The sequence below is a fragment of the Hydrocarboniphaga effusa AP103 genome (assembly GCF_000271305.1).
Lineage (GTDB): Bacteria > Pseudomonadota > Gammaproteobacteria > Nevskiales > Nevskiaceae > Hydrocarboniphaga > Hydrocarboniphaga effusa.
The window spans coordinates 592,649-616,972 of sequence record NZ_AKGD01000001.1; the positions used below are offsets into that span (position 1 = coordinate 592,649).

Annotated in this window: 24 protein-coding genes; 7 read left to right on the forward strand and 17 right to left on the reverse strand. The window is 66.4% G+C overall.

Translation table 11 applies throughout. The features are described from left to right. Positions 1-22: 22 nt before the first annotated feature. From astB to WQQ_RS02630, 4 genes are all read left to right on the forward strand, one after another. Complete coding sequence (astB, locus tag WQQ_RS02615) at positions 23-1,387, forward strand: N-succinylarginine dihydrolase (RefSeq protein WP_007183494.1); 1,365 nt, start codon at positions 23-25, stop codon at positions 1,385-1,387. A 62-nt stretch (positions 1,388-1,449) separates the two neighbouring features. Then, the gene (locus WQQ_RS02620) at positions 1,450-1,944 is read left to right on the forward strand and encodes a GNAT family N-acetyltransferase (protein ID WP_007183495.1); all 495 of its coding nucleotides are present in this window, start codon (positions 1,450-1,452) and stop codon (positions 1,942-1,944) included. Between the two features lie 25 nt (positions 1,945-1,969). Next, positions 1,970-3,778 carry an ExeA family protein gene (locus WQQ_RS02625; RefSeq protein ID WP_007183496.1) on the forward strand — a complete coding sequence of 603 codons (1,809 nt, stop codon included), beginning with the start codon at positions 1,970-1,972 and terminating at the stop codon, positions 3,776-3,778. Then, complete coding sequence (locus tag WQQ_RS02630; protein WP_007183497.1) at positions 3,775-4,611, forward strand: general secretion pathway protein GspB; 837 nt, start codon at positions 3,775-3,777, stop codon at positions 4,609-4,611. The genes WQQ_RS02625 and WQQ_RS02630 overlap by 4 nt, the downstream gene beginning before the upstream one ends. 65 nt (positions 4,612-4,676) lie before the next feature. Here the strand turns inward: WQQ_RS02630 and WQQ_RS02635 are convergent, their stop codons facing one another. From WQQ_RS02635 to WQQ_RS02655, 5 genes are all read right to left on the reverse strand, one after another. Continuing rightward, the gene (locus WQQ_RS02635; RefSeq protein WP_007183498.1) at positions 4,677-5,435 is read right to left on the reverse strand and encodes an S-methyl-5'-thioinosine phosphorylase; all 759 of its coding nucleotides are present in this window, start codon (positions 5,433-5,435) and stop codon (positions 4,677-4,679) included. 91 nt (positions 5,436-5,526) lie between these two features. Continuing rightward, positions 5,527-6,093 (reverse strand): hypoxanthine-guanine phosphoribosyltransferase, encoded by a 567-nt coding sequence (locus WQQ_RS02640; protein WP_007183499.1) that lies wholly within the window; start codon positions 6,091-6,093, stop codon positions 5,527-5,529. Continuing rightward, entirely contained in the window at positions 6,090-7,067 is a 978-nt protein-coding gene (nagZ, locus tag WQQ_RS02645) for a beta-N-acetylhexosaminidase (protein ID WP_040452866.1), read from the reverse strand. The genes WQQ_RS02640 and nagZ overlap by 4 nt, the downstream gene beginning before the upstream one ends. A 33-nt stretch (positions 7,068-7,100) precedes the next feature. Then, entirely contained in the window at positions 7,101-7,574 is a 474-nt protein-coding gene (locus WQQ_RS02650) for a L,D-transpeptidase (protein WP_007183501.1), read from the reverse strand. Further along, positions 7,564-8,049, reverse strand: a complete 486-nt coding sequence (locus tag WQQ_RS02655) for a CYTH domain-containing protein (protein WP_007183502.1) — start codon at positions 8,047-8,049, stop codon at positions 7,564-7,566. The genes WQQ_RS02650 and WQQ_RS02655 overlap by 11 nt, the downstream gene beginning before the upstream one ends. A gap of 286 nt (positions 8,050-8,335) precedes the next feature. Between WQQ_RS02655 and WQQ_RS02660 the strand changes: the two genes are divergently transcribed. Both WQQ_RS02660 and WQQ_RS02665 read left to right on the forward strand, forming a co-directional pair. Next, the gene (locus WQQ_RS02660) at positions 8,336-10,129 is read left to right on the forward strand and encodes a flavin-containing monooxygenase (protein WP_007183503.1); all 1,794 of its coding nucleotides are present in this window, start codon (positions 8,336-8,338) and stop codon (positions 10,127-10,129) included. A gap of 24 nt (positions 10,130-10,153) precedes the next feature. Beyond that, complete coding sequence (locus WQQ_RS02665) at positions 10,154-10,933, forward strand: acetoin reductase (protein WP_007183504.1); 780 nt, start codon at positions 10,154-10,156, stop codon at positions 10,931-10,933. A gap of 85 nt (positions 10,934-11,018) precedes the next feature. Here the strand turns inward: WQQ_RS02665 and rlmD are convergent, their stop codons facing one another. From rlmD to cysM, 3 genes are read right to left on the reverse strand one after another with little or no spacing between them, the layout of a single operon-like run. Beyond that, positions 11,019-12,341 carry a 23S rRNA (uracil(1939)-C(5))-methyltransferase RlmD gene (gene rlmD / locus WQQ_RS02670; RefSeq protein ID WP_007183505.1) on the reverse strand — a complete coding sequence of 441 codons (1,323 nt, stop codon included), beginning with the start codon at positions 12,339-12,341 and terminating at the stop codon, positions 11,019-11,021. A gap of 47 nt (positions 12,342-12,388) precedes the next feature. Further along, positions 12,389-13,174: a 3'-5' exonuclease gene (locus tag WQQ_RS02675; protein ID WP_007183506.1), complete on the reverse strand. Its 786-nt coding sequence runs from the start codon at positions 13,172-13,174 to the stop codon at positions 12,389-12,391. Between the two features lie 14 nt (positions 13,175-13,188). Continuing rightward, positions 13,189-14,079: a cysteine synthase CysM gene (cysM, locus tag WQQ_RS02680; RefSeq protein WP_007183507.1), complete on the reverse strand. Its 891-nt coding sequence runs from the start codon at positions 14,077-14,079 to the stop codon at positions 13,189-13,191. Positions 14,080-14,098: 19 nt separating this feature from the next. Here cysM and WQQ_RS02685 point away from each other — a divergent pair, with 19 nt between their 5' ends. After that, positions 14,099-16,474 carry an ATP-binding protein gene (locus WQQ_RS02685; protein WP_007183508.1) on the forward strand — a complete coding sequence of 792 codons (2,376 nt, stop codon included), beginning with the start codon at positions 14,099-14,101 and terminating at the stop codon, positions 16,472-16,474. Between the two features lie 4 nt (positions 16,475-16,478). Here WQQ_RS02685 and acpS read toward each other — a convergent pair whose 3' ends face one another. The 9 genes from acpS to lepA form a co-directional block, all read right to left on the reverse strand. Continuing rightward, a complete protein-coding gene (acpS, locus tag WQQ_RS02690) occupies positions 16,479-16,943 on the reverse strand; it encodes a holo-ACP synthase (protein ID WP_007183509.1) in 465 nt (154 codons plus the stop codon). 7 nt (positions 16,944-16,950) lie between these two features. Beyond that, positions 16,951-17,685, reverse strand: coding sequence for a pyridoxine 5'-phosphate synthase (locus WQQ_RS02695; RefSeq protein ID WP_007183510.1), 735 nt, complete (start codon positions 17,683-17,685; stop codon positions 16,951-16,953). Positions 17,686-17,796: 111 nt separating this feature from the next. Then, positions 17,797-18,537, reverse strand: coding sequence for a hypothetical protein (locus tag WQQ_RS02700; RefSeq protein WP_007183511.1), 741 nt, complete (start codon positions 18,535-18,537; stop codon positions 17,797-17,799). A 137-nt stretch (positions 18,538-18,674) separates the two neighbouring features. After that, complete coding sequence (gene recO, locus WQQ_RS02705) at positions 18,675-19,385, reverse strand: DNA repair protein RecO (RefSeq protein WP_007183512.1); 711 nt, start codon at positions 19,383-19,385, stop codon at positions 18,675-18,677. A gap of 160 nt (positions 19,386-19,545) precedes the next feature. After that, the gene (gene era, locus WQQ_RS02710) at positions 19,546-20,448 is read right to left on the reverse strand and encodes a GTPase Era (protein WP_040453486.1); all 903 of its coding nucleotides are present in this window, start codon (positions 20,446-20,448) and stop codon (positions 19,546-19,548) included. Between the two features lie 12 nt (positions 20,449-20,460). Then, on the reverse strand, positions 20,461-21,147 hold the full coding sequence (rnc, locus tag WQQ_RS02715; RefSeq protein ID WP_007183515.1) for a ribonuclease III: 687 nt from the start codon (positions 21,145-21,147) through the stop codon (positions 20,461-20,463). A gap of 8 nt (positions 21,148-21,155) precedes the next feature. After that, positions 21,156-21,545, reverse strand: coding sequence for a DUF4845 domain-containing protein (locus WQQ_RS02720; protein WP_007183516.1), 390 nt, complete (start codon positions 21,543-21,545; stop codon positions 21,156-21,158). A 10-nt stretch (positions 21,546-21,555) separates the two neighbouring features. Next, entirely contained in the window at positions 21,556-22,404 is an 849-nt protein-coding gene (gene lepB / locus WQQ_RS02725; protein WP_007183517.1) for a signal peptidase I, read from the reverse strand. Between the two features lie 54 nt (positions 22,405-22,458). Then, positions 22,459-24,273, reverse strand: a complete 1,815-nt coding sequence (gene lepA / locus WQQ_RS02730; protein WP_007183519.1) for a translation elongation factor 4 — start codon at positions 24,271-24,273, stop codon at positions 22,459-22,461. Positions 24,274-24,324 lie beyond the last annotated feature (51 nt).

Sequence of the window (24,324 nt, forward strand, 5' to 3'; positions counted from 1 at the left end):
GTGCGGTGATAGGCTGCGGCGCATGAGCACTTCTTCTCCCCTCGCCGTCGAAGCCAACTTCGACGGCCTCGTCGGCCCCACGCACAACTACGCGGGCCTCGCGCACGGCAATCTCGCCGCGGCCAAGAACGCCGATCTGCCGTCGAACCCGCGCGAAGCGGCGCTGCAGGGGCTCGCCAAGATGCGCGCCCTGCAACGGCTCGGCCTCGCCCAGGGCGTGCTGCCTCCGCAGGAGCGCCCGAACCTGCCGGCACTGCGACGGCTCGGCTATTCGGGACGCGATCGCGACATCCTCGCCAAGGTCGCGCGCGAGGCGCCCGGCCTGCTCGCGGCGGTCAGCTCGGCCTCGAGCATGTGGACGGCCAACGCCGGCACGGTGTCGCCGAGCGCCGACACGGCCGACGGGCGCGTGCATTTCACGCCCGCGAACCTGTGCAGCAACCTGCATCGCTCGTTCGAACCCGCAACCAGCGGCCGCGTGCTGCGCGCGACCTTCCCGGACACGCGCCACTTCGAACATCACGAACCCCTGCCGGCGACGCCCGCGCTCGGCGACGAGGGTGCGGCGAACCACACGCGGCTGTGCGCGGACTACGGCGAGCCCGGGCTCGAACTGTTCGTCTACGGCAAGGGCAACGCCGACGAGCCGGCTCCGCAGAAATTCCCTGCGCGACAGACGCGCGCCGCCTGCGAGGCGCTCGCCCGCCTGCATGGACTGCAAGCCGGGCGCACGCGGCATCAGTTGCAGAACCCGGCCGTGATCGATCAGGGCGTGTTCCACAACGACGTCATCGCAGTCGGCAATCGCGAAGTGCTGTTGCATCACGAAGATGCGTTCGCCGATAGCGCCGCACTCAGGCAATGGATCACGCAGAACTGGTCCAGCACACAGGAGCAAGCCAGAAAGCCGGTCTTCATCGACGTGCCGCGCGACGCGGTCAGCGTCGAGGACGCGGTGGGCTCCTACCTGTTCAACAGCCAGCTCGTCTGCCCGCCCGAAGGCGGCATGCAATTGATCGTATCGTCGGAATGCCAGGAGAACCCGCGCGTCTGGCAGCAGATCCAGCGCATCGTCGAGGACGAGCGCAACCCCATCACGCAGGTGCAGGTGTTCGACCTGCGCCAGTCGATGCGCAACGGCGGCGGCCCGGCCTGCCTGCGGCTGCGCGTGGTGCTGACCGAAGCCGAGCGCACTGCGGTCAACGCGGCCAGCTGGATCACGCCCGAACGCTACGATGCGCTCACCGCCTGGGTGATGCGCTACTACCGCGACCGCCTCGTGCTCGCCGATCTGGCCGATGCAGCCCTGCTCGACGAAACCCGCACCGCGCTCGACGTGCTGACGCAGATCCTCGGCATCGGCAGCGTCTACGATTTCCAGCGTTGAGTCGACGAGCTTCGCTTCCACAGCAGCTCGCTCGCGACGCTTGACTCAGGTTCCTGAACCTCATGACCGACTACTGCTGGCATCACTGGCGCGATCTGAAGCCCGACACGCTCTACGCCTTTCTGAAGCTGCGCAGCGACATCTTCGTGGTCGAGCAGAACTGCGTGTTCTCGGACATGGACGGCATCGACCCGCTCTGCGAGCACCTCTGCGCGAGCGCTGCGGACGGCCGGCTGCTGGCCTACCTGCGCCTGGTTCCGCCCGGCGTGGCCCGGCCGCACAGCCTGTCGCCAGCGCAGGCCGGGCCGGCGATCGGGCGCGTCGTGGTCGAGGCGAGTCAGCGCGGAACCGGCCTGGGCCGGCGGCTCATGCAGCAGGCGCTGGTCCATTGCGACCGGCGCTACGCGGGGCAGGCCGTGTTCCTCTCCGGGCAGCAGCATCTGGAAGCCTTCTACGCCTCGCTCGGTTTCACGCGATGTAGCGATCCGTATCTCGAAGACGGCATCGCCCATGTCGACATGCAGCGCCCGGCTATACTCGATCGCTCATTGCCCTAGCCCACCGACCCGACGATCGCGCTGCGTGTACCTTTCCTTCTTCAATCTCCGGGAGATGCCGTTCACGATCACTCCGGACCCGGCCTACCTGTACCTGTCGCCGCGTCACCAGGAGGCGCTCGGGCATCTGCTGTACGGCACCGGCCAGTACGGCGGTTTCGTCCAGCTGACCGGCGAAGTCGGCACCGGCAAGACCACCATCGTGCGCACGCTGCTCGAGCAGAAGCTCGACGGCGTCGACGTGGCGATGATCCACAACCCGAGCCAGAACGAGATCGAGTTCGTGCAATCGATCTGCGACGAGCTCGGCGTCGATTACGCCAAGGCCGGGCCCACGCCGACGCTCAAGCAGCTCGGCGACGCACTCAACGTGCATCTGCTGGCCGCGCACGCGGCCGGCAAGCGCACCGTGGTCATCATCGACGAAGCGCAGAACCTGCCGCGCGACGTGCTCGAGCAGGTCCGCCTGCTGACCAACCTCGAGACACACAAGGAAAAACTGCTGCGCATCATGCTGATCGGCCAGCCCGAGCTGGTCGATCTGCTGTCGCGCCCGGACCTGCGCCAGCTCGCGAGCCGCATCACCGCGCGCTATCACCTGATGCCGCTTTCCGAAGCCGAAACCGCCGAGTACATCCGCCATCGGCTGCGCGTCGCCGGCACCACCGAGGAGCTGTTCCCGCCGGCCGCGATCCACGAGATCCACAAGGCCACGCGCGGCGTGCCGAGGCTCGTCAACATCCTCTGCGACCGCGCCCTGCTCGGGGCCTACAGCCAGGGGGTGAGACGGGTAAACCCCGAGACCGTGCGCCGCGCTGCCGGTGAATCGATCGGAGCGGTCGCGGGCACTGGCCCCAGCGTCGAGCGCCGGCGGCTCAAGAAACCGGACTGGCTGCAGCTTCCGCAATCGCGCCTGCGCTGGATCGAAACCGGGCTCGCCTGTGTCGCCGTCGTCATTTCGATCGCCCTGGTCTACCAGACATTCTTCGCGAACCGCGCGGCGCAACCGGAAACCAGCGAGACGAGCGCCCGCCACCGGAAGGCGGCGGCAGCGCCCGAGCAAGCCGCTGCCGGCGGCGAGCAGCCGCAGCAGCAGCCGGCGACGGCCAGCGGCAACAGCGCGCCGAAGTCGGCGGCGTCGGCGAACGAAGCAGGTGCGAGCGATCCACAGGCCCAGGCGGCCGCCGGCGGCGTCGCGAGCGCCCCGGCCGGAGCCGACCTCACCACGCTGCTGCAGTCCTCGCAGACGCTGCCGGTGGTCATGAGCCGCTTGATTCGGCTTTGGGATCGCGACACCGTGCTGCCATCCGGCGCCAACGTCTGCCGTGAGCTTTCGCAGCACAAGCTCGAATGCTTCAAGGGCAACGGCGAATGGGCCGACCTGCGCACGCTCAACCGCCCGGCCCTGCTCTCGCTGACGACCGGCCGCGGCGAACAGCAACACGTGCTGCTGCGCGGGCTCACGGCGACTTTCGCGAGCATCGAAACCGGCCGCGGCACGATCAATGTCCCGCTCGACCAGATCGATACCCTGTGGACCGGCGAATACCTGCTGCTCTGGCGCCGCGAAATCAGCGACAACTACCTTGCGCAGGGCAGCCGTGGAGCCTCGGTGGTCTGGCTGCGCACACGCCTGGCCGAGCTCGACGGCAAAGCGCCCCCGAACCCGGTCTCCGACCGCTTCGACACCGAGCTAGCCCAACAGCTCAAGAAGTTCCAAAGCACCCACGAGCTCCAGGCCGACGGGGTGCTCGGCGTTCGCACCCTGATCGCGCTCGGCGATCACGCCACCGACACTCCGATGCTGGCCAGCCCGGCAGCGAGCGCACCATGAGCTTCATCCTCGACGCCCTGCGCAAGGCTGAGCGCGACCGCAACCTGGGCCAGGCGCCCGGCCTGCAGGACGTCGCGATGGCTCCGGACGATACGCGCCGGAAGGCCGAATCCCCTCAGCCGATGCCGCGCCTGCTGGTACTGGCCGGGCTGGTGCTGCTGGTCTGCCTGGGGCTTTACCTGATCTTCAGGCCACAGCACGAAACCAGGCCGGCGCCCCCCCTGCCACCCGGCAAGATCACCGCCACCGTCCGCGGCCCGGCACCGCCACCTTCTGGCATCGGCGCGGAGACCCAGGAGCCGGCGCAGACCGAAGAAGCGCTGGCGCCGGCCATCGACGCGTCCGCCAATCTCGCGAGCCTCGACGACCTGACCGGCTCGAATCCACCATCGCCCGTCGCGACGCCCGCTGCTGCCCCGGAACCCGAGCCCCAGTCCGATTTCGTCGTGCATCCGGAGCCCCCACGCGGCGCGAACTTCAGGTCGGAGACGCCCATTCCGGGCCCGAGCGCAACCGCGCCCGAGACCCCGGAAGCATCGATGCGCTCGTCAGCCTTCGACCAACCTGCCGCGCCAACCTCCGCAGCGGCGGCGCCGGCGAACGCCACGGCGCTCGAATCCATGCCGCAGTCGTACCAGGCGGCGTTTCCGACCTTCTCGGTCGACGTCCACGTCTGGGATTCGAACCCGCAGAAGCGCTTCGTGCTCGTGAACGGCCGCCGCTACCGCGAAGGCGACACGCTCACCGCCGGCCCCAAGCTCGTCGAGATCGCGCAACAAGGGCTCATCGTCGACTACAACGGCGAGCGCGTGCTGGTTTCGATCGCGCAGTAGAGCGCGTCGGATCGGCATCAAGGCGCCGCCCTCGCAGCGGCGCCCGAACTCCATGATTTCCTCGATCAGCCCAGCGCCGGCAGCGCCTTGCCGAGCACCGCGCGCACCTTCGTCATGCCCTGCTCCATCGATTTCTCGATCTCGTCGTGGATGCCGCCGCTGCCGATGCCCGCGCCCCAGTTCACCGAGACCGCGAGGCAGGCGTAATCGAGCCCGAGTTCGCGCGCGAGCGGCGCTTCCGGGAAGCTCGTCATGCCGACCAGATCGCAGCCGTCCTGCCTGAGCCTGCGAATCTCGGCCGGGGTTTCGAGACGCGGCCCCTGGGTGATCGCCATGACGCCGCCGTCGCTGATCGCCACGCCTGCGCTCTGCGCCGAATCGAGCAGCACGCGGCGCAGCGACTGACTGTAGGGCTCGGCCATTTCGACGTGATGCAGCGACCAGCGATCGGTGCCGTCCGAATAGGTGTGATCGCGGCCGTAGGTGTAGTCGATCGCATCAACCGGAACGCCGACCCGCGCGGGCGCATAGCCTTCGGTGATGCCGCCGACCGCGGCGATCGCGATGATCTTTTCGATGCCGGCCTGCTTGAGCGCCCAGAGGTTCGCGCGATAGTTGATCAGGTGCGGCGGAATCTTGTGGCCTTCGCCATGGCGCGCGAGAAAGCAGGCGCGCACGCCGTAGACGCTGCCGAACAACAGCGGCGCAGACGAGGCGCCGTACGGCGTCATCGCCTCGACGCGCTCTTCGATGGCCAGGCCCGGCCAGCTGTTCATGCCGGTGCCGCCGATGACGGCGATCTTCGGACGTGCTGCGTTGCTCATGCTGTCTTCTTCACCCGATGCGTTATTCGTGTTGTTGCAGAATCATCCTGCGCGCTGATGTCAGCGGGCCCGATCCCCCGATCAACTGAGCTCACAGGCCCTTCACGGCATAGATCGCGGGCAGCTGGCGCCAATACTCTTTGTAGTCCATGCCGCAGCCGAACACGTAGCGGTCTTCGACCGTCAGGCCGATGTATTCCGCATGTGCACCCGGTGCGCGGCGATCGTGCAGTTTCTCGGCGAGCACGGCGACCGCCAGGCTCGTGGGCTCGAACTCCATGAGCGCGCGGCGAATCGCCACCAGCGTGTAGCCCTCGTCGAGAATGTCGTCGATCACCAGCACGTGACGGCCGCTGATCAGCGACGGATCGGGCTGGCGCTTCCAGGTCAGTCCGCCACCGCTCGTCGCGCCGCGATAGCGCGTCGCATGCAGATAGTCCTGCTCGAAACCGAAGCTCAGCCGGCCGACGATTTCGGCGGTCGGAATCAGCCCGCCGTTCATCACCGTGAGTATCAGCGGATTGAGCTCGGCGTAGCGCGCCGTGATGTCCTTGGCGAGGCTATCGTAGGCGGCCTGCACGGCCGCGGCGCTGTGCAGGCAGTCGGCACTGGCGAGCACTTCGCGCGCATGCGTGAGCCGTGACAGATCCTGCGTCATGATGCGATTTCCTTGCGATAGAGCTTGCGCAGCCGCTGCGAACTGCTGGGCCTCGGCTTGATGTCCTTGAGTGCGTCGAGCAGGGCCGCGCAACCCGGCCTGTCGTTGCAGACCGGCAGCATGTCGCAGCCCGCCGAGAGTGCCAGGCGCGCACGATCTTCGAGCCCGCCGACCACGGCCGCGCCGTTCATCGACAAGTCGTCGCAGATCACCGCGCCGCGGAAGCCGAGCTTGCGACGCAGAAAAGTCATGATCCACTTGCGCGACAGCGAAGCCGGCGTGGTGTCGAAAGCGCTGTAGCGCACGTGCGCCATCATCAGTGATTCGATGCCGTCTTCGATGAGCCGCTTGAACGGCAGCAGATCGAGCGCCGCGAGATCCTGCAGCGGACGCCGGTCGATCGGCAGCTCCAGATGCGAATCGGCGACCACGTTGCCATGCCCCGGAAAATGCTTGCCGGTCGAGGCGATGCCCTGGCTGCGCAAGCCCGCGGCGACCGCGCGCGCGAGTTCGATGACGATTTCGGGGTCACCCGAGAACGCGCGATCGCCGATGATCTGGCTCATGCCGGCATCGACGTCGAGCACCGGCGCGAACGGCAGGTCGATGCCGTAGCTCGCGAGTTCGCGGCCGATGGTCGCGCCCCAGCCCTGGGCTTCCACGCGCGCACGCGCTGCGTCTTCGAGATACAGGCGGCCGAGCATGGCCATCGCCGGCACGCGCGTGAAGCCGACGCGAAAGCGCTGCACGCGCCCACCTTCGTGATCCACCGCGAGCAACAGCCGCGGCGTGCTCTTGATCGCGAGAATGTCCTTGCACAACGCGGCGAGCTGCGCGGGGTCGTGATAGTTGCGCGTGAACAGGATAACGCCACCGACGAGCGGATGACTCAGCAGTTCGCGATCCTCGGCGGTGACTTCCTGGCCGGGAATGTCGGCCATGATCGGGCCGATCAAGGGTGTGCTCGAAGGCATGGGCGTGAGGCGCTTTTGTAATGGATGAATGTTTTAGCTGATGCGGACGACGGTGCCCACCGGCACGCGATCGTAAAGCTCGATGATGTCGGCATTGTCCATGCGCACGCAGCCCTTGGAGCCCGGCAGTCCAAGCTGCGTCGCATACGGCGTGCCGTGGATGTAGATGTAGCGACGGAACGTATCGACGAGCCCCAGCCGGTTGCGTCCGGCCTCGGTGCCCGACAGCCACAGGATGCGTGTGAGGATCCAGTCACGCCCGGGCTGTTGCGCGTGCAGCTCCGGCGTCCAGATTTCGCCGGTCGGACGGCGCGCGCGAAACACCGCGCCGAGCGGCTGATCGCCGCCGATCTTGGCGCGCACGATGTGCGCACCGCGCGGCGTGCAGCCGGAGCCGTTGATCTCGCCGGGCCCATTGGTCGCGGTCGAGACGATGAACTCGCGCAGCGTACGGCCGGATTCGATCAGCTGCATGCGCTGCCGCTGCAGATCGACCTCAAGCTCCATCATTTTCGGTCCAGCGCGAATACGGATGACTCGCGAGCGCATTGTTGTAATAGCGCCGTAGTTGCGTGACTTCTTCGCCCAGCCAGGATGGACGCACGAAGGCTTCGTCCTCGCTGCCGAGTTCGATCTCGGCGACCACGAGCCCGGCGTTGTCGCCTTCGAAGTCGTCGACTTCCCACAGATGACCTTCGTGGTTCACGTAATGGCGCGTCTTGAGAATGAGCCCGCGGCACAGCGTGCGGATCATTTCGTCGGCCTCGTCGGCCGGAATCGTGTACTCGTATTCGGCGCGCGTGCTGCCGACTACGGCCTGCTTGACGTTGAGCTTGCCAACATCGCCCTCGACACGGACGCGTACCGAGGCCGGTGCGCCGAGTTCGGTCAGGTAGCCGTGGCGCATCGCGACGCGCTTGTGCGCCTGCTCGCGCCAGGCATTGCCGGAGACGAGGAACTTGCGTTCGATTTCGAGCGGCATGCGTTGGGGACCGATGGGAGCGGCACCCATTGTAAGGCTTCGGATTCGATGTCGCGGCTTCGCCGGGGCCCGAGCCATCGCCACACCTGTGGCGGCCCGCGCCACAGTCTCGCCTCGAAAGCCCGCGTGACAGATGCCCAAGACGCACGCAAGTTATTGATTACCAAAGACCGGGTCACGAGGAGAAAGCTGGCCCGGCTTTCGCGCTATGGAAAAGGCCGGCCCGCATCGCGTCGACAGGCGATCCGATGCGGCACGGCACCGCCCATAACACGAGGAGAAGCAGATGAGCCTTCATGCAACCGAAGCCGCGCAGCAGTGGCTGTCCGAATTCGATTCCAGACTACGAGCGCGCGATGTCGGTGCCGTCACCGCCTCGTTCACCGAGGATGGCTTCTGGCGCGACCTGATCGCCTTCACCTGGAACATCAAGACCAGCGAAGGCCACGCGCAAATCAGCGAGATGCTGCATGCGCGGCTCGAAGACGTCGCGCCGTCGAACTGGCAGCTCGACGGCGAAGCCACCGAAGAGGCCGGCGTGATCTCCTGCTGGATCAGCTTCGAAACCCGGCTCGCGCGCGGCTACGGCCAGCTGCGCCTGCGCGACGGCCGCGCCTGGACGCTGCTCACGACGATGCGCGAGCTCAAGGGCTTCGAGGAAAAGCGCGGAGACACGCGCCCGCTCGGGGCCCATCACGGCATCGAGAAACATCCGCGCAGCTGGCTCGACAAGCGTCGCGAAGAGGAGGCCGCGCTGGGTCACAGCGTGCAGCCCTACTGCCTGATCATCGGCGGCGGACAAGGCGGCGTCGCCCTCGCCGCGCGCCTGCGCCAGCTCGATGTGCCGACGCTGGTGATCGATCGCAATCCGCGCCCCGGCGATGCCTGGCGCAATCGCTATCGCTCGCTGTGCCTGCACGATCCGGTCTGGTACGACCATCTGCCGTATCTGAACTTTCCCGAGCACTGGCCGGTGTTCGCGCCCAAGGACAAGGTGGGCGACTGGCTCGAGATGTACGTCAAGCTCATGGAAGTGAATTACTGGGGCAGCACCGAAGCCACGCAGGCGCGCTACGACGAAGCCCGTCAGGAGTGGGAAGTGATCGTGCAGCGCGGAGACGAGGCGATCACGCTGCGTCCCAAGCAACTGGTGCTCGCCACCGGCATGTCGGGCATGCCCAACGTGCCCAAGTTCAAGGGTGCGGAACGCTTCAAGGGCCAGCAGCATCATTCCTCGCGCCATCCGGGTGGCGAAGCCTACGCGGGCAAGAAGTGCGTGGTGATCGGCGCCAACAACTCCGCGCACGACATCAGCGCCGACCTGTGGGCGCACGATGCGCAAGTGACGATGGTGCAACGCTCGTCGACACATATCGCGCGCTCGGACACGCTCATGGACCTCGTGTTCGGACCGCTGTATTCCGAGCAGGCGCTGCGCAACGGCGTCACCACGGCCAAGGCCGATCTGACCTTCGCCTCTATTCCGTACAAGATCCTGCCGCAATTCCAGAAGCCCGCGTTCGATGCGATGGCCGAACGCGACAAGGACTTCTACCAGCGCCTCGAAGCGGCCGGCTTCATGCTCGATTTCGGCGACGACGGCTCCGGCCTGTTCCTCAAATACCTGCGCCGCGGCTCGGGCTACTACATCGATGTCGGCGCATCCGAACTGATCGCCAACGGCAGCATCCAGCTCAAGAGTCGGGTCGATGTGCAGGAGATCACCGAGGACGCGGTGATCCTGTCCGATGGAAGCCGGCTGCCGGCCGATCTGATCATCTACGCCACCGGCTACGGCTCGATGAACGGCTGGGCCGCGAAGATCATTTCGCAGGAAGTGGCCGACAAGGTCGGCAAGTGCTGGGGGCTCGGCAGCAGCACGACCAAGGATCCCGGCCCCTGGGAAGGCGAGCTGCGCAACATGTGGAAGCCCACGCAGCAGGAGGCGCTGTGGTTTCACGGCGGCAACCTGCATCAATCGCGGCACTACTCGCTGTATCTCGCGCTGCAGATCAAGGCGCGCAAGGAAGGCATCGCAACGCCCGTCTATGGCCTGCAGCCGGTTCATCACCTGAGCTGACGCCAAGCCGACACAGGAGAAATCATGAGACTCAACGGAAAAGTCGCCCTCGTCACCGGGGCGGGACAGGGCATCGGCCGCGGCATCGCCTTGCGCCTCGCGCGCGACGGAGCCGACATCGCGCTCGTCGACATCCAGAAGGACCAGATCGATGCAGTCGCCCGGGAAATCGCCGCGCTCGGGCGTCGCGCCAGCGTCTACGTCGCCGACGTCGCCAAGCGCGATCAGCTCTTCGACGCCGTCGCCCAGGCCGATGACAAACTCGGCAGCTTCGACGTGATGGTCAACAACGCCGGCATCGCGCAGGTCGCACCGCTGCTCGATGCAACGCCCGAGCAGGTGGACCGCATCCTGCGCATCAACGTGCAAGGCGTTCTCTGGGGCATTCAAGCCGCAGCCACGCAATTCAAGTCACGTGGACGTCGCGGCAAGATCATCAATGCCTGTTCGATCGCGGGGCACGAGGGCTATGCCCTGCTCGGTGTCTACTCGGCCACCAAGTTCGCCGTGCGCGCGCTCACGCAGGCCGCAGCCAAGGAGCTTGCGAGCGCCGGCATCACCGTCAACGCCTATTGTCCGGGCGTCGTCGGCACCGACATGTGGGTGGAGATCGACAAGCGCATGGCCGAAGTCACCGGCGCCGCCATCGGCGAGACTTACCAGAAGTTCGTCGGGGGCATCGCGCTCGGCCGGGCCGAGACGCCCGACGATGTCGCAGGCTTCGTGTCGTATCTTGCGAGTGCGGATGCGGACTACATGACCGGGCAGTCGCCGATGATCGACGGTGGCCTGGTTTATCGCTGATCGCAGTTGACGCAAGAGCGCCGCAGCCCACGATGCGCCCGTGGGCTGCGGCGCTTCGGCTTGTTCGACGCAAGCGTCGTCGACCTCAATCTTTCACGAACAGCGCCATGCTTTCGACATGCGCGGTGTGCGGAAACATGTCCATCACGCCCGCGCGCACGAGCCGGTAGCCGTGTTCGTGCACGAGCAAGCCCGCATCGCGCGCGAGCGTTCCGGGATGGCAGGACACGTAGAGAATGCGCTGCGCCCCGATCTTGCCGAGCAGCGGCAGGATCTCTTGCGCACCGGCGCGCGGCGGGTCGATCAGCACCGCGTCGTAATGCGCCTTGGCCCATGGCGAATCGTTCTGCGGCTGGAACAGGTCGCCCTTGTGCGCCTCGATGTCCAGGCCCAGGCGCTGCACGTTGTCGCGCGCACGCTGCACCAGCGAGGCTTCGCCTTCGACGGTGACGACCTGCGCGCCCGTTCGCGCGAGCGGAATCGAAAAATTGCCGAGCCCGCTGAACAGTTCGAGCACGCGCTCGCCGGGCTTGAGCTGCAACCAATCGAGGGCCTGCGCAACGGCCTGCTTGCTGATTTCGGAATTGATCTGGATGAAATCGGTGGGGCGAAAGCGCAGGCGATCGGGCTCCACGAGCGGCGCGTAGCTGAGTTCGCGCGCCTCGCCGAACGGCACGATCGAATCGGGGCCGGCAGGCTGCAGATAGAAATCGACATCCGCATGCTCGCTCGCGAATGCGCGCAGCTTTTCGAGATCATCGTCGGTCGGCGGAGCGAGCACGCGCAGCACCAGAGCGACGGGCTCTGCGGTGGCGACTTCGATCTGCGGCAACTGCGAACGCAGACTCAAGGACGCAATGAGTTCGCCGAAGGCGCGCAGCTTCAGCCCCACGCGCGGATCGAGCACTTCGCAGCGTTCGAGTGCGGCGAGAAACGAGCTTTCGCGCTCGCGAAATCCCACCAGCACGGTCTCGCGCTTGTACACGTATTTCACGCCGAGGCGCGCACGACGGCGATAGCCCCAGACCGGCCCGGTGATGGGCGGCGCCACTTCACCCACCGTCACCTTGCCGATGCGCGCGAAGCCTTCCAGCAACTGCTTCTGCTTGAAGCGGATCTGCGCTTCGGGCGCCAGGTGCTGCAGCGCGCAACCGCCGCACAGGCCGAAATGCGGACACTTGGGTTCGACCCGGTCGGGCGACGCCTGCTCGACCGAAACCGTCTGCCCTTCATCGACATCGCGCCCTGTGCGCACGTAGCGAAACTGCACGCGCTCGCCCGGCAGGGCATCGGCGATGAAGGTGACTTTGCCGTTGATGCGCGCCACGCCACGACCGTCGTCGGCGAGGTCGGTCACTTCGGCGAGGAATTCGCCCGCAGGCGGCTGTTTTCTTTTTCGGGAGCCCATGAGTGCAGCAGTAGAAGTACAGCTTGAGAGAAGGAACCGGTGAGCGCTCAGCGTGTCCAGGCCGCTGCGTACTCGATCCAGTGCGGCGCCGTGGAGGCGCTCAAAAAGTTGCGCGCCAGGTCGAGCTCGTCGGCGAGTTCGTCGGCCGTCAGGATGCCGCGCATGCGCAGGAAGCGCAGGTAGATGAGCCAGGTGTTCAGCACGTCGGTTTCGCAGTAGGCGCGGATCTCGCCGATGCCGCCGCGCTGGTAGGCGCCGAACACCTGCGAGCCGTCCATGCCGAGCTTGCCCGGAAAGCCGAGCAGCACCGCGATCTCGTGCATCGGTGCATTGTTGCGCCCGCTGTAGAGCGCGAGCACGTCCATCAGATCGGTGTGCTTGAACTCGTAGCGCTTGAGATAGTTGTTCCACTTGGCATCGCGATCGAAGATGCCGTTGTCCCAGTACGCACGCGCCTGCACGCCGTGGATCAGGCCGCGGTAATGCAGCACGGGCAGATCGAAGCCGCCGCCGTTCCAGCTCACGATGGTCGGCCGATAGCGCTCGATGCCGTCGAAGAAGCGTTGCACCAGTTCGGCTTCGCCGGTGGTTTCGTCGCCGAGCGACCAGACTCTCAAATCGTTGCCCGCACGCAGCACGCAGGAGATCGCGACGATGCGCTGCAGATGTGCGGGCTGGAAATCGCTGCCGCGCGCGGCTACGCGCAGCGCCTGCATCGCGGTCCAGACCTGATCGTCGCTTGCGTTGTCGAGTCCGTGAAGACGGCGCCCGCCCTCGAGATCGGGAATCGTCTCGATGTCGAAGACCAGTACGGGTTCGGTCGGAAAAGCCACGATCGGTTCGCGCCTCAATCCGGAAAAACGCCCGTCGAGATATACCGATCGCCGCGATCGCAAATGATGCAGGCGATCGTCGCGTTCTCGAGTTCCTTGCAGAGCTGCAGCGCGGCCCACACCGAGCCGCCCGACGACGGGCCGCAGAACAGGCCTTCGCGGTTGGCGAGCAGGCGCATGGTGGCTTCGGCGTCTTCGGCGGAGGCTTCGATGATGCGATCGACGCGCGAGCGATCGAAGATGCCGGGCTGGTACTGCTCGGGCCATTTGCGGATGCCGGGAATCGACGATTCGCCCTTCGGGTAGACGCCGACGATCTGGATGTCCGGGTTCTGTTCCTTCAGGAAGCGCCCGGTGCCCATGATGGTGCCGGTGGTGCCCATCGTGGCGACGAAATGCGTGATCGTGCCCTGCGTGTCGCGCCAGATTTCGGGGCCGGTGCCTTCGTAGTGCGCGCGTGGATTGTCCGGGTTGGAGAACTGGTCGAGCACGCGACCCTTGCCCTCTTTCTGCATCTTGAGCGCGAGATCGCGCGCGCCTTCCATGCCCTCTTCCTTGGTGACGAGAATGATCTCGGCGCCGAAGGCCTTCATCATCGCGCGGCGTTCGGCGCTCATGTGAGCGGGCATGATCAGCACCATGCGGTAGCCCTTCATCGCGGCGGCCATCGCCAGCGCGATGCCGGTGTTGCCCGAGGTGGCCTCGACCAGCGTATCGCCGGGCTTGATCTCGCCACGCTCCTCGGCGCGACGGATCATCGAATAAGCGGGCCGATCCTTGACCGAGCCGGCCGGGTTGTTGCCTTCGAGTTTGGCGAACAGGCGGTTCGAACCGACGCCCGGCAGGCGTTTGAGCTGGGCAAGCGGCGTATTGCCGATAAAATCGGCCAGGGAGGGTGCATTCATGGTGCGGGAAGTTTAGCCGATGGCGATCGAGCGACAGGGCACGCAGGCGCCGCCGACGCTGCGCGAGCGCGGTCGCCGGCTGTTCCACGCCCTGCTCTGGCTGAGCCCCTCGATGCTCGCCGCCCTCATCGCGGCGCTGTTCTGGAGCTTGTCGACGACGACTCCGCTGTGGATTCGCACCACCGTGCTGGTGCTCGCGCTCGCGAGCCTGGCGATGGGCCTGCGCCAGATGCGCCGCTGGGCCGACATCATCAGCCGGCTCGAAGCGGCCCTGCGCGGGCTGGCCTCGGGCCGGCTCGAATCGCGCGCCCCGTCCGACCTGCCGCCCGCGTTTTCACGCCTCGGCGCGCAGATGAACGCCATCAGCCAGCAAATGCTCGGCTACCGCGACCAGCTCGAGCAGCGCATGCGCGCGGCCGTGAACCGCCTGCGCCGCGATCTCGAACACGCCAACGCCGACCTGCGGGTGACGCAGAACCATCTGGCCGAGGCCCAGCGCGAGCTGCGCCAGCAATCCGAGCTGTTCTCGAGCCTCACGCACGAGCTGCGCACCCCGCTCACGGGCATCCTCGGCTTCGCCGACCTGCTGCGCAAAACCCGGCTCGACCAGGAACAGGGCGACTACCTCGCCACGCTCGACCGCTCGGCGCGCGGCCTGCTGTCGATGCTCAACGACGTGCTCGACTGGAGCCGCATCGAGGCCGGCCGGCTCACGCTCAACGTCGAGCGCTTCGACCTCGCCGACGCGGTCGAAGACGTGGTCGCCCTGCTCGCTCCGCTGGCCTACGAGAAGAATCTCGAGCTCGTCCACATCATCTACCACGACGTTCCGCTGCAGCTCGACGGCGATCCGCAGCGCCTGCGCCAGATCCTCACCAACCTGCTGTCGAACGCGATCAAGTTCACCGAGAGCGGCGAAGTGGTGCTGCGGGTGATGAAGGAGCGCCGGCAGGGGCATCGCTTCTGGCTGCGCGCCTCGGTGACCGACAGCGGCGTCGGCATCAGCGCGGCGCAGCGCGAGCGCATCTTCCAGCCGTTCGAGCAGGCCGGCGGACGCAGCGTACAGCCCGGCAGCGGCCTGGGCCTGACCATCGTCAAGCGCCTGGCCGAACTGATGGCGGGCAGCGTCTCGGTCGAGAGCGAGCCCGGGCGCGGCTCCACCTTCAGCGTGCTGCTGGAGCTGCGCTCGCTGACCGAGGCTTCGCCGGCCTGGGAACACCTGCGCGGGCGCCGCATCTGGGTCATCGACACGCATCCCACCGCCTCGCTCGCGCTGAGCCATTCGCTGCAGTTCTGGGGCATCGAGGTGCTGCCGTTCGACGACGTCACGCAGCTCGCCGCCCGCCTGCGCCACAGTGCGCCCAAGAGCCGGCCCGACGTGGTCATCGTCGGCCTCAAGCCGGCCGAGCTCGCCGACCCGGCCATCGAGGCGCTCGGCACGCTGTGCATGGAGGCGCAGCCACCGCTGCTCGCGCTGCTGTCCTCGGCTTCGCCGGTCGACCAGCAGCAGGCCATCGACATCGGGGCCGCGCGCGCGCTGCCCAAGGCCGTGAGCCGCCTCCAGCTCTACCGCGAGCTTTGCGAGCTGGTCCGCAGTGGTCATTCGGTGCCCCTGCTCGAAGGCCGCAAGCTGCTGATCGCGGACAATAATCCGGCCAACCGGCGCTACCTGGTCGCGCTCGGCCACGAGCTCGGAGCGCAGGTCGTGGAGGCCGACGACGGCGACGCCGCCTTGCAGCGTTGGCGCGAGCACGACTGCGACTTCGCGCTGATCGATTACCGCATGCCGGGCCGCGACGGACTCGGGGTGATCCGGGCGATCCGCGCCGACGAGGTCGCCGCGAAAATTCCCGGCAAGCGGCCGGTGCGGCTCGTCGCGACCTCGGCGCACCTGAGCCCGGACGAGCGCGCCAGCCTGCGCTCGGCGGGCGCCGACCAGGTGCTCATCAAGCCCTTCGACGAAAACCAGCTGCTGCGCGCATTGACGCCCGAGCTCGCGCACGAAGTGCCGAGCCCGGCGCGCGCCTCGCGCCTGGCGCAGGACGCCGAGCTGCTGCGCCTGCTGCGCGAGGAGCTTCCGCTACAGCTCAAGGAGCTCGAAGACGCCTTCAGCCGCGGCGATGCGATCGCCGCGCGCGCGGCTGCGCATACGCTCAACGGCACCGCCGCGTTCTATCAGCTGCACGAACTCAAGTCCGCGGCCCGCGACATGGAAGAGCAGCTCGCCGCGTCGGCCTTCGCGGGCGTCGGAGCCGGCGGGCTCGCGCGCCTGCGCACGGCCCTGCACGACACGCTCGGCACCATCACGGCCGAAGGCTCGGCGACAGGTTCGTCCGAGAGCGCGGTGATCGTCGACCTGGAATCACGCCGCTCGCCGACGCGCCGAGCCGGCTGAAGCCTCAGCAACGCTCCAGCGTCACCACCACGCAGACGAAATCGATTTCGTCGGTGATCGAAACATGTCGCGCGCCGATGCCGCGCGCGCGCAGCACCGCCTCCACTTTCGGCGAGAACACGAGCTCGGGCTTGCCGAGCGCGCCGCGCACCCAGCCGACCTCGTCGTGCGCGATGCCCCGAAAACCGGTGCCGAGCGCCTTGACGAAGGCTTCCTTCACCGCGAAGCACTTGGCGAGGAAATTCACCGGATCGCGTTGTGCCTCGCGCAGCGATTCGAGGCGCTGCATTTCGAGCGGATGCAGCAGGCGCCTGGCGAAACGCTCGGGATGCCGGGCCTGCACGTCGGCGAGCCGCGAGATCTGCAGCAGATCGACGCCGACGCCGTAGAGCGCGGCAGCCGGTGCACTGGCGACGACGCCCGCGACGCGCGAGCCCGCCGAATATGCGCCGCTGCGACGCCGGATCACGTGCGACTCACGAACGCGAGGCGCGCATCGCCGAGATCATTTCGCGCGTGGCTTCGGCCATGCCGACCATCAGCGCGCGACCGACCAGCGAGTGCCCGATGTTGAGCTCGACAATCTCGCTGATGCGCGCGATCGGTCCGACATTGCCGAGCGTCAGCCCGTGGCCCGCGTGCACTTCGATGCCGGCCGCATGCGCGGCCTTGGCGAAGCTCGCGATCACCTCGACTTCTTCGGCGCGCGCATCGCCCTCGACTTCGGCATAGCGCCCGGTGTGGATTTCGAGATGCGGAGCGCCGCTCGCGACGCAGGCCTCGAGCTGATGCGGGTCGGGGTCGACGAACAGGCTCACTTCGATGCCGGCCGCGGTGAGGCGCGCGCAGACTTCGCGCACACGCGGCAGCTGTCCGGCGACGTCGAGCCCGCCTTCGGTGGTGCGCTCCTCGCGCTTCTCGGGCACCAGGCAGACGTAGCGGGGCTTGAGCGCGCAGGCGATGCCGACCATTTCGTCGGTGACCGCCATTTCGAGGTTGGTCGGAATCTTCGAGACCGCGAGCAGGCGGCTGACGTCGTGGTCCTGGATGTGCCGGCGATCTTCGCGCAGGTGCACGGTGATCGAATCGGCGCCGGCCTGCGCGCAGATCAGCGCGGCTTCGACCGGATCGGGGTAGCTCACGCCGCGCGCCTGGCGCACGGTGGCGACGTGATCGACGTTGACGCCGAGGCGAAGAGGAAGGGCGGTCATGGCGGCTCGGTTTGCGAAGGCTGCGCATTGTAGAGCCTTCGCATCCGAGGCCATGACCGCCCCACGACCCGCCCCGCTACATCGCCGCAGCGGTCCGGCTGCGGGCCTGCTTCAGAGCTTGAAGCGCCAGCCGAGCGCCAGGCCGACCACCGGGTAGATCTTGTAGTCATCGGTGTCGTCTTCGAGGTCGGCGCGCTCGGTCTCGACCTCGGCCTGGAACTGCTGATCCACCGCGCTGCCGTCACCGACGGTGAAGCGGTCTCCGGTTCCGTTCGGACCGGTGGTCGCCGAGCCGCTCGGCGTCAGCTCGATCTTCGGCGCGCCCTGGAAGTAGGCGCCGAGCTCGAAGCGGAAGTAGAAGTTCGAATCGCCCTGGATCGCGTTGCCCCAGCCCAGGCCGAGATACGGCACGGTCTTCTTGAAATCGATGCGGCCGCGCAGCGCGAGCGGATCGTTCGGGTCGGTGTAGTAGTCGCTGTCGCCGACCTCGTAGGCCTCGCTCGCATCGGTGCTGCGCGCCAGCGCGTTGATCTTGTTGCTGTTGGCGAACAGGCCGCCGCTCAAATAGAAACTGCCCTTGAACGGATGCACATCGAGCTGGGCGCCGAAGCTGTTGAGCTTGAGCTTGCCCTCATAGGCGACGTCGCCGCCGTCCTTGTCGTCGTAGTCGTAGCTGAAGGTGTTGAACGGCACGCGCAGGTTCAGGTAATCGTTGATCCCGATCGTGGCTTCGGCACCGAGGCCCAGCGTGCTGGCCTTGGCGCCGATGGCGACGGCGGCGGCTTGGGACGGGCCCGAAACGAACGTGGCGGCACCGGCCACGGCGGCCAGCGCGACGAAGGTCTTGCGCATCGATGAATCCCCCAAAAGGAACGACCCAGGAAGGGTCAGTGGACACTGCTCGAACCGGCGGAGCCGTCCCCACGGCTCCGCGACGGCGCGAAGATAGCACGGTGCCGAAGCCGCATCACCACCTCAAAATCAGCGACTTACTGCAGCGAAGAGCGTGCCCGCAAGGCCCTCAGCAGGCGCGCGCTCTCGAGCTCGCGGGAGCCGAGCAGGGGCTTGAGCTGGCGGTTCAACAAACGGCGCATGTCGCGCAAGGCGGCCGCATCGTCGAAGCGCTCGTCGCGCAGCGCGATCAGGCTCGCGCCCGAGTACACGTGTAACACCTGCGGAGCCGCGGCCGACACCGGAATCGCGCCTTCTTCGGCGTCGAAGCGGTAATGCAGCGCGGCGTCGAGGTCGTCGGGCAGATCGAGGCCGTAGCCAAGCTCGTTGAGCAGGCGCATTTCGAACCGTCGCAGCGAAGGCTCGATCCGCTGCGGCAGCAAGGCTAGGGCCTCGGTGTAATCGGCATACAGCTGCGGATGCGGATCGTGGCGCTGCACCAGCGTGAGCAGCAGTTCGTTGAGATACCAGCCGCAGAACACGGCCTCGCCGGAGAGCGTCACCGGCTGCGCTGCCGCCTCCGCGCCGGTCAGCGAACCGAGGTCGCCCTGCTCGCTCCACGACAGCAGCAGGGGCTGGAACGGTTGCAGCAAAGCGCGCAGACGCGACTTGGGCGCACGCGCGCCTCGAGCGACGAGCCCGACGCGACCGTGATCCTGGCTGAAGGCTTCGACGAGCAGGCTGGTGTCGCGAAACGGCTGGGTCCGCAACACGTGCGCAAGTGCGAGTTCGATGCGAGCCCGCGCCATTGCGCTAGCCGGTCGTTGTACAGCGTAGCGAGCGAATGCAGCTTGAGGCCACGGGAGCGCAGGAAACGGAGTCTACGAGTCGGCAGATCGGCCTGGTGATGAGCATTTCGACCCCCGCATGCCCCCAAAGAGGCGAATGCAATCGCTTTTCAGCGATCGGCTATTCGGACTCGTAGCCGAACTGGCGCAAGGCTTTGGGATCGTCGCTCCAGTTCTCCTTGACCTTGCACCAGAGCTGCAGGAACACCTTGTCGCCGGTGAGGTATTCGAGCTCCTTGCGCGCGGCGGTGCCGACGCGCTTGAGCGTGGTGCCTTCCTCGCCGATCACGATCTTCTTCTGTCCGTCGCGCTCGACCCAGATGGTCGCCGCGATGCGGCGCAGCTTGCCTTCGATCTGGTAGCGGTCGATCGACACCGTCAGCGCGTACGGCAGCTCCTGATGCAGCGTGCGCACGAGCTTCTCGCGCACGATCTCGGAGGCTTCGAAGGCATTGTCGTAGCCGACGATCATGTCTTCCGGATACAGCGGCGGGCCTTCCGGCAGGCGATCGAACAGCTCCTTCACGAGCGGCTTGAGGTTGCTACCGCGCGTCGCCGAGATCGGCACCACGAAGGCGAAATCACGCAGCGCACCGAGCTTTTCGAGCTGCGGAAACAGGTCTTCCTTGTTCTCGACGCGATCGACCTTGTTGACGAGCAGGCCGACCGGAACCGTGACGTCCTTGAGCCGATCGAGCACGGCCTGGTCTTCGTCGCGGAAGCTGCCGGCCTCGACCACGAACAGCACGAGGTCGACGTCGTGGATCGCGCCGGCCGCCGCCTGGTTCATGAGCTTGTTGAGCGCCTTCTTCTCTCCGCGATGCAAGCCCGGCGTGTCGACGAAGACGATCTGCCCGCGCTCCTCGTGCAGCACGCCCTGGATGCGGTGGCGCGTGGTCTGCGGCTTGTGCGAGACGATGCTGACCTTGCGGCCGATCAGCGCGTTGAGCAACGAGGACTTGCCCACGTTGGGCCGGCCGATGATGGTGACGATGCCGCTTTGCATGCTGTTCTGCTCGGAAATAAAACGGTGCAACTAGGTGGTCGGGACCTGCAGGCGCTGCAGCAGCAGCTCCGCGGCCTTCTGCTCGGCGCTACGCCGACTGTTGGAGAATGCTTCGGCCGTGTGCTCCATGTCGAGCAGGCGGGCGCGGACGACGAACTGCCGACGGTGCGGCGGGCCCGCCTCGGACAGCACTTCGTAGATCGGCAGCGGACGCGCGCGCGCCTGCAGCCATTCCTGCAGACGCGTCTTCGGATCCTTGAGGGTTTCCGGATCGGGCAACTGCTGCAGCAGCTTGTCGAAACATCGCAGGCAGACTTCCTTGGCCACCTCGAAACCGCCGTCGAGGTAGATCGCCCCGAGCACCGCCTCGAAGGTATCGGCGAGCACCGAATCGCGCCGCCAGCCACCGCTCTTGAGCTCGCCCTCGCCGAGCTTGATCGCATCGCCGAGTTTGAGCTCGCGCGCGAGCACGGCCAGCGAAGGCTCGCGCACGAGGCTCGCGCGCAGGCGCGACAGCGCGCCTTCCTCGGCGGTCGGACGCATGCGGAACAGGTATTCGCCGATGACGAAATTGATCAGCGCGTCGCCGAGAAACTCGAGCCGCTCGTTATTGGCGGCCGCATGCGAGCGATGCGTGATCGCCCGGTCGAGCAGGGCCAGATCCTGGAACTCGTAGCCGAGCGCCTTTTGCAGCGGCTTGTAGGTCTTGCTCGCCAAGACGGGGCTCAGCCGTCGCTGCCGGTCCCGCTGCGCAGCGGCAGGTCGTCGCTGAAATCGACGATCACGGAGATGTTGTAGAACAGGTGGGCGCGCGCCTCGTAGTCGTAGCTCATGCGGCGACCCTGGTCGTTGCGCCTGATCTTGACGTCGGTGGGCTTGAGGCCATCGATGTTCTCGATCATCCAGCGACGCTGCAGGTGCTCGCGAATCGTCATCGAATCCGCAGTCGACAGTTCCGGATCCTCGCTGACCGAATGCAGCACGCGCGCCACCTTCATCTGGTTCAGATACAGCGGCAGGCACTTGATGACGATCAGCGCCACCAGCGCGATCAGGCCGAACACGAACAGCAGACCGATTCCGCTGAGCCCGCGCTGTGTGTTCGGTAGGCGCATTCGCCAGTCTTTAGTTGATCGACGAGAAGATGCGGGAGAACAGCGGCCGCTTGCTCTGCGCGTCCCAGCTCATCCAGATGAAAAAGGCGCGACCGACGAGATTCTTCTCCGGGATGGTGCCCCAGAAGCGGCTGTCCGAACTGCCGTCGCGGTTGTCGCCCATGCCGAAGTATTCGCCGGGCGGCAGCACGATTTCGTCACCCGAGCACAGGCGCAGGTTCACGTTCGGGCCGCCGACGATGGTCGGACCACAGAGGCCGTCGGACACGCGGTTGGGATCGACCAGGATGTGATGGGAGACGTCGCCGAGATGCTCGACCATGCGATAGCGCACCGCAGTTCCGCTCGCATCGCCGCCCGAGGCGTAGACACCATCTGCTTCGAGCTTGGCGACTTCGCCGTTCACGTAAAGCGTCTTGTCGCGGTATGCGAGCTTGTCGCCCGGCACGCCGACGATGCGCTTGATGTAGTCCTGGCTCGGGTCGCCGGGCCAGCGGAACACCACCACGTCGCCGCGCGCGGGCTCGTTGCTGCCGAAGAAGCGGTGATGGAACACCGGATCGCGCAGGCCGTAGGTGAACTTGTTGACGAGGATGAAATCGCCCTTGATCAGCGTCGGCAGCATCGACTCGGACGGAATGCGGAACGGCTCGGCGATGAACGAGCGCAGGATCAGCACGACGAAGATCACCGGGAAGAACGAGCGACAGAAATCGATGAGCCAGCCCGGCTTGTCCTCACCACCGATGATCCCCCGACGACGGCGCGCGAGCCACAGCGTGTCGATGAGCCAGCCGATGCCCGTCACGACCGTGAGGATGGTCAGCAACACCGCGAAATCAAAATGGACGTCCGACATCTTCTCGCCCTGCTCCTTCGATCCTGATTCTGTTGTTCGACTGCCGCCGCCGACCTAATCCTTGCGCTCGGACTTGCGTTCAACGCCGAGCACGGCCAGGAAGGCTTCCTGCGGAATTTCCACCGAGCCGACCTGCTTCATGCGCTTCTTGCCCTCTTTCTGCTTCTCGAGCAACTTCTTCTTGCGGCTGATATCGCCGCCGTAGCACTTGGCGATGACGTTCTTGCGCAGCGCCTTGACCGTCGAGCGCGCGATGATCTTGGCACCGATGGCCGCCTGGATCGCCACGTCGAACATCTGACGCGGGATCAGGTCCTGCATGCGCTCGCAAAGGTCGCGGCCGCGCGCGTACGCCGCATCGCGATGCACGATCGACGCCAGCGCATCGACCTTGTCGCCGTTGACGAGCACGTCGAGCTTGACCAGCGGCGCCTCCTGGAAGCGCAGGAACTCATACTCGAACGAGGCGTAGCCGCGCGAGACGCTCTTCAGGCGATCGAAGAAATCGAGCACCACCTCGGCCATCGGCATCTCGACTTCCATCTGCACGGTGTTGCCGAGGTATTTGAGGTTGCGCTGGATGCCACGCTTTTCCATGCACAGCTGCATCACCGGGCCGACGTAGTCGGGCGGCATCAGCACGCGGCAGTTGATGATCGGCTCGCGGATGTCCTCGAACTCGCTGCCCTCGGGCAGTTCGGCCGGGTTGTCGATCTTGCGCGACTCGCCGAGCTTGTCGGTGATCTCGTAGATCACCGAGGGCGCGGTGGTGATCAGGTTGAGGTTGTATTCGCGCTCCAGGCGCTCCTGCACGATTTCCATGTGCAGCATGCCGAGAAAGCCGATGCGGAAGCCGAAGCCCAGCGCGGTGGAATTCTCGGGCTCGTACTGCAGCGCGGAGTCGTTCAGGCGCAGCTTGGAGAGCGATTCGCGGAAGTCTTCGAAATCGTCGGCGTCGATCGGGAACATGCCCGCGAACACGCGCGGCTGCACGGTCTTGAAGCCCGGCAGCTGCTCGGTGCAGGGGTTGGCCGGATCGGTCAGCGTGTCGCCGACCGGCGCGCCGAAGATGTCCTTGATGCCGGCGATGATGAAGCCGACTTCGCCGGTCTCCAGCGCATCCTTCACCACGCGCTTGGGCGTGTGCACGCCGAGCATGGTGATTTCGTGATCCTTGCCGGTCGACATCACGCGCATCTTCTGGCCCTTGCGGATGCGGCCGTTGATGACGCGAACCAGCGAAACCACGCCCAGATAATTGTCGAACCAGGAATCGACGATCAGAGCCTGCAGCTTGCCGTCCGGATCACCGTTCGGGGGCGGCAAGGTCGCGACCACGGCTTCGAGCACATCGCCGACGTTGAGGCCGGTCTTGGCCGAAATGCGCAGGGCGTCGTGCGCCGGAATGCCGATGACGTCCTCGATCTCCTTGGCCACGCGCTCGGGCTCGGCATTGTTGAGGTCGACCTTGTTGAGCACCGGCAGCACTTCGAGGTTCTGCTCGAGCGCGGTGTAGCAGTTGGCCACCGACTGCGCCTCGACGCCCTGGCTGGCGTCGACGACGAGCAGCGCGCCTTCGCACGAGGCCAGCGAGCGGCTCACCTCGTAGCTGAAGTCGACGTGGCCGGGCGTATCGATCAGGTTGAGCTGATAGGTCTCGCCGTTCTTGGCCTTGTAATTGAGCGAAACCGCCTGCGCCTTGATGGTGATGCCGCGCTCGCGCTCGATCGGATTGTTGTCGAGCACCTGAGCCTGCATCTCGCGCTCCTCCAGGCCGCCGCAGAGCTGGATGAAGCGGTCGGCCAGCGTCGATTTGCCGTGGTCGATGTGCGCGATGATGCAGAAGTTGCGGATGTTCGCTTGTTTCATAAACCGCTGACGAAGCCCGCGGCCGCGCAGTCGGTGCGCTGGCCTCGGGAA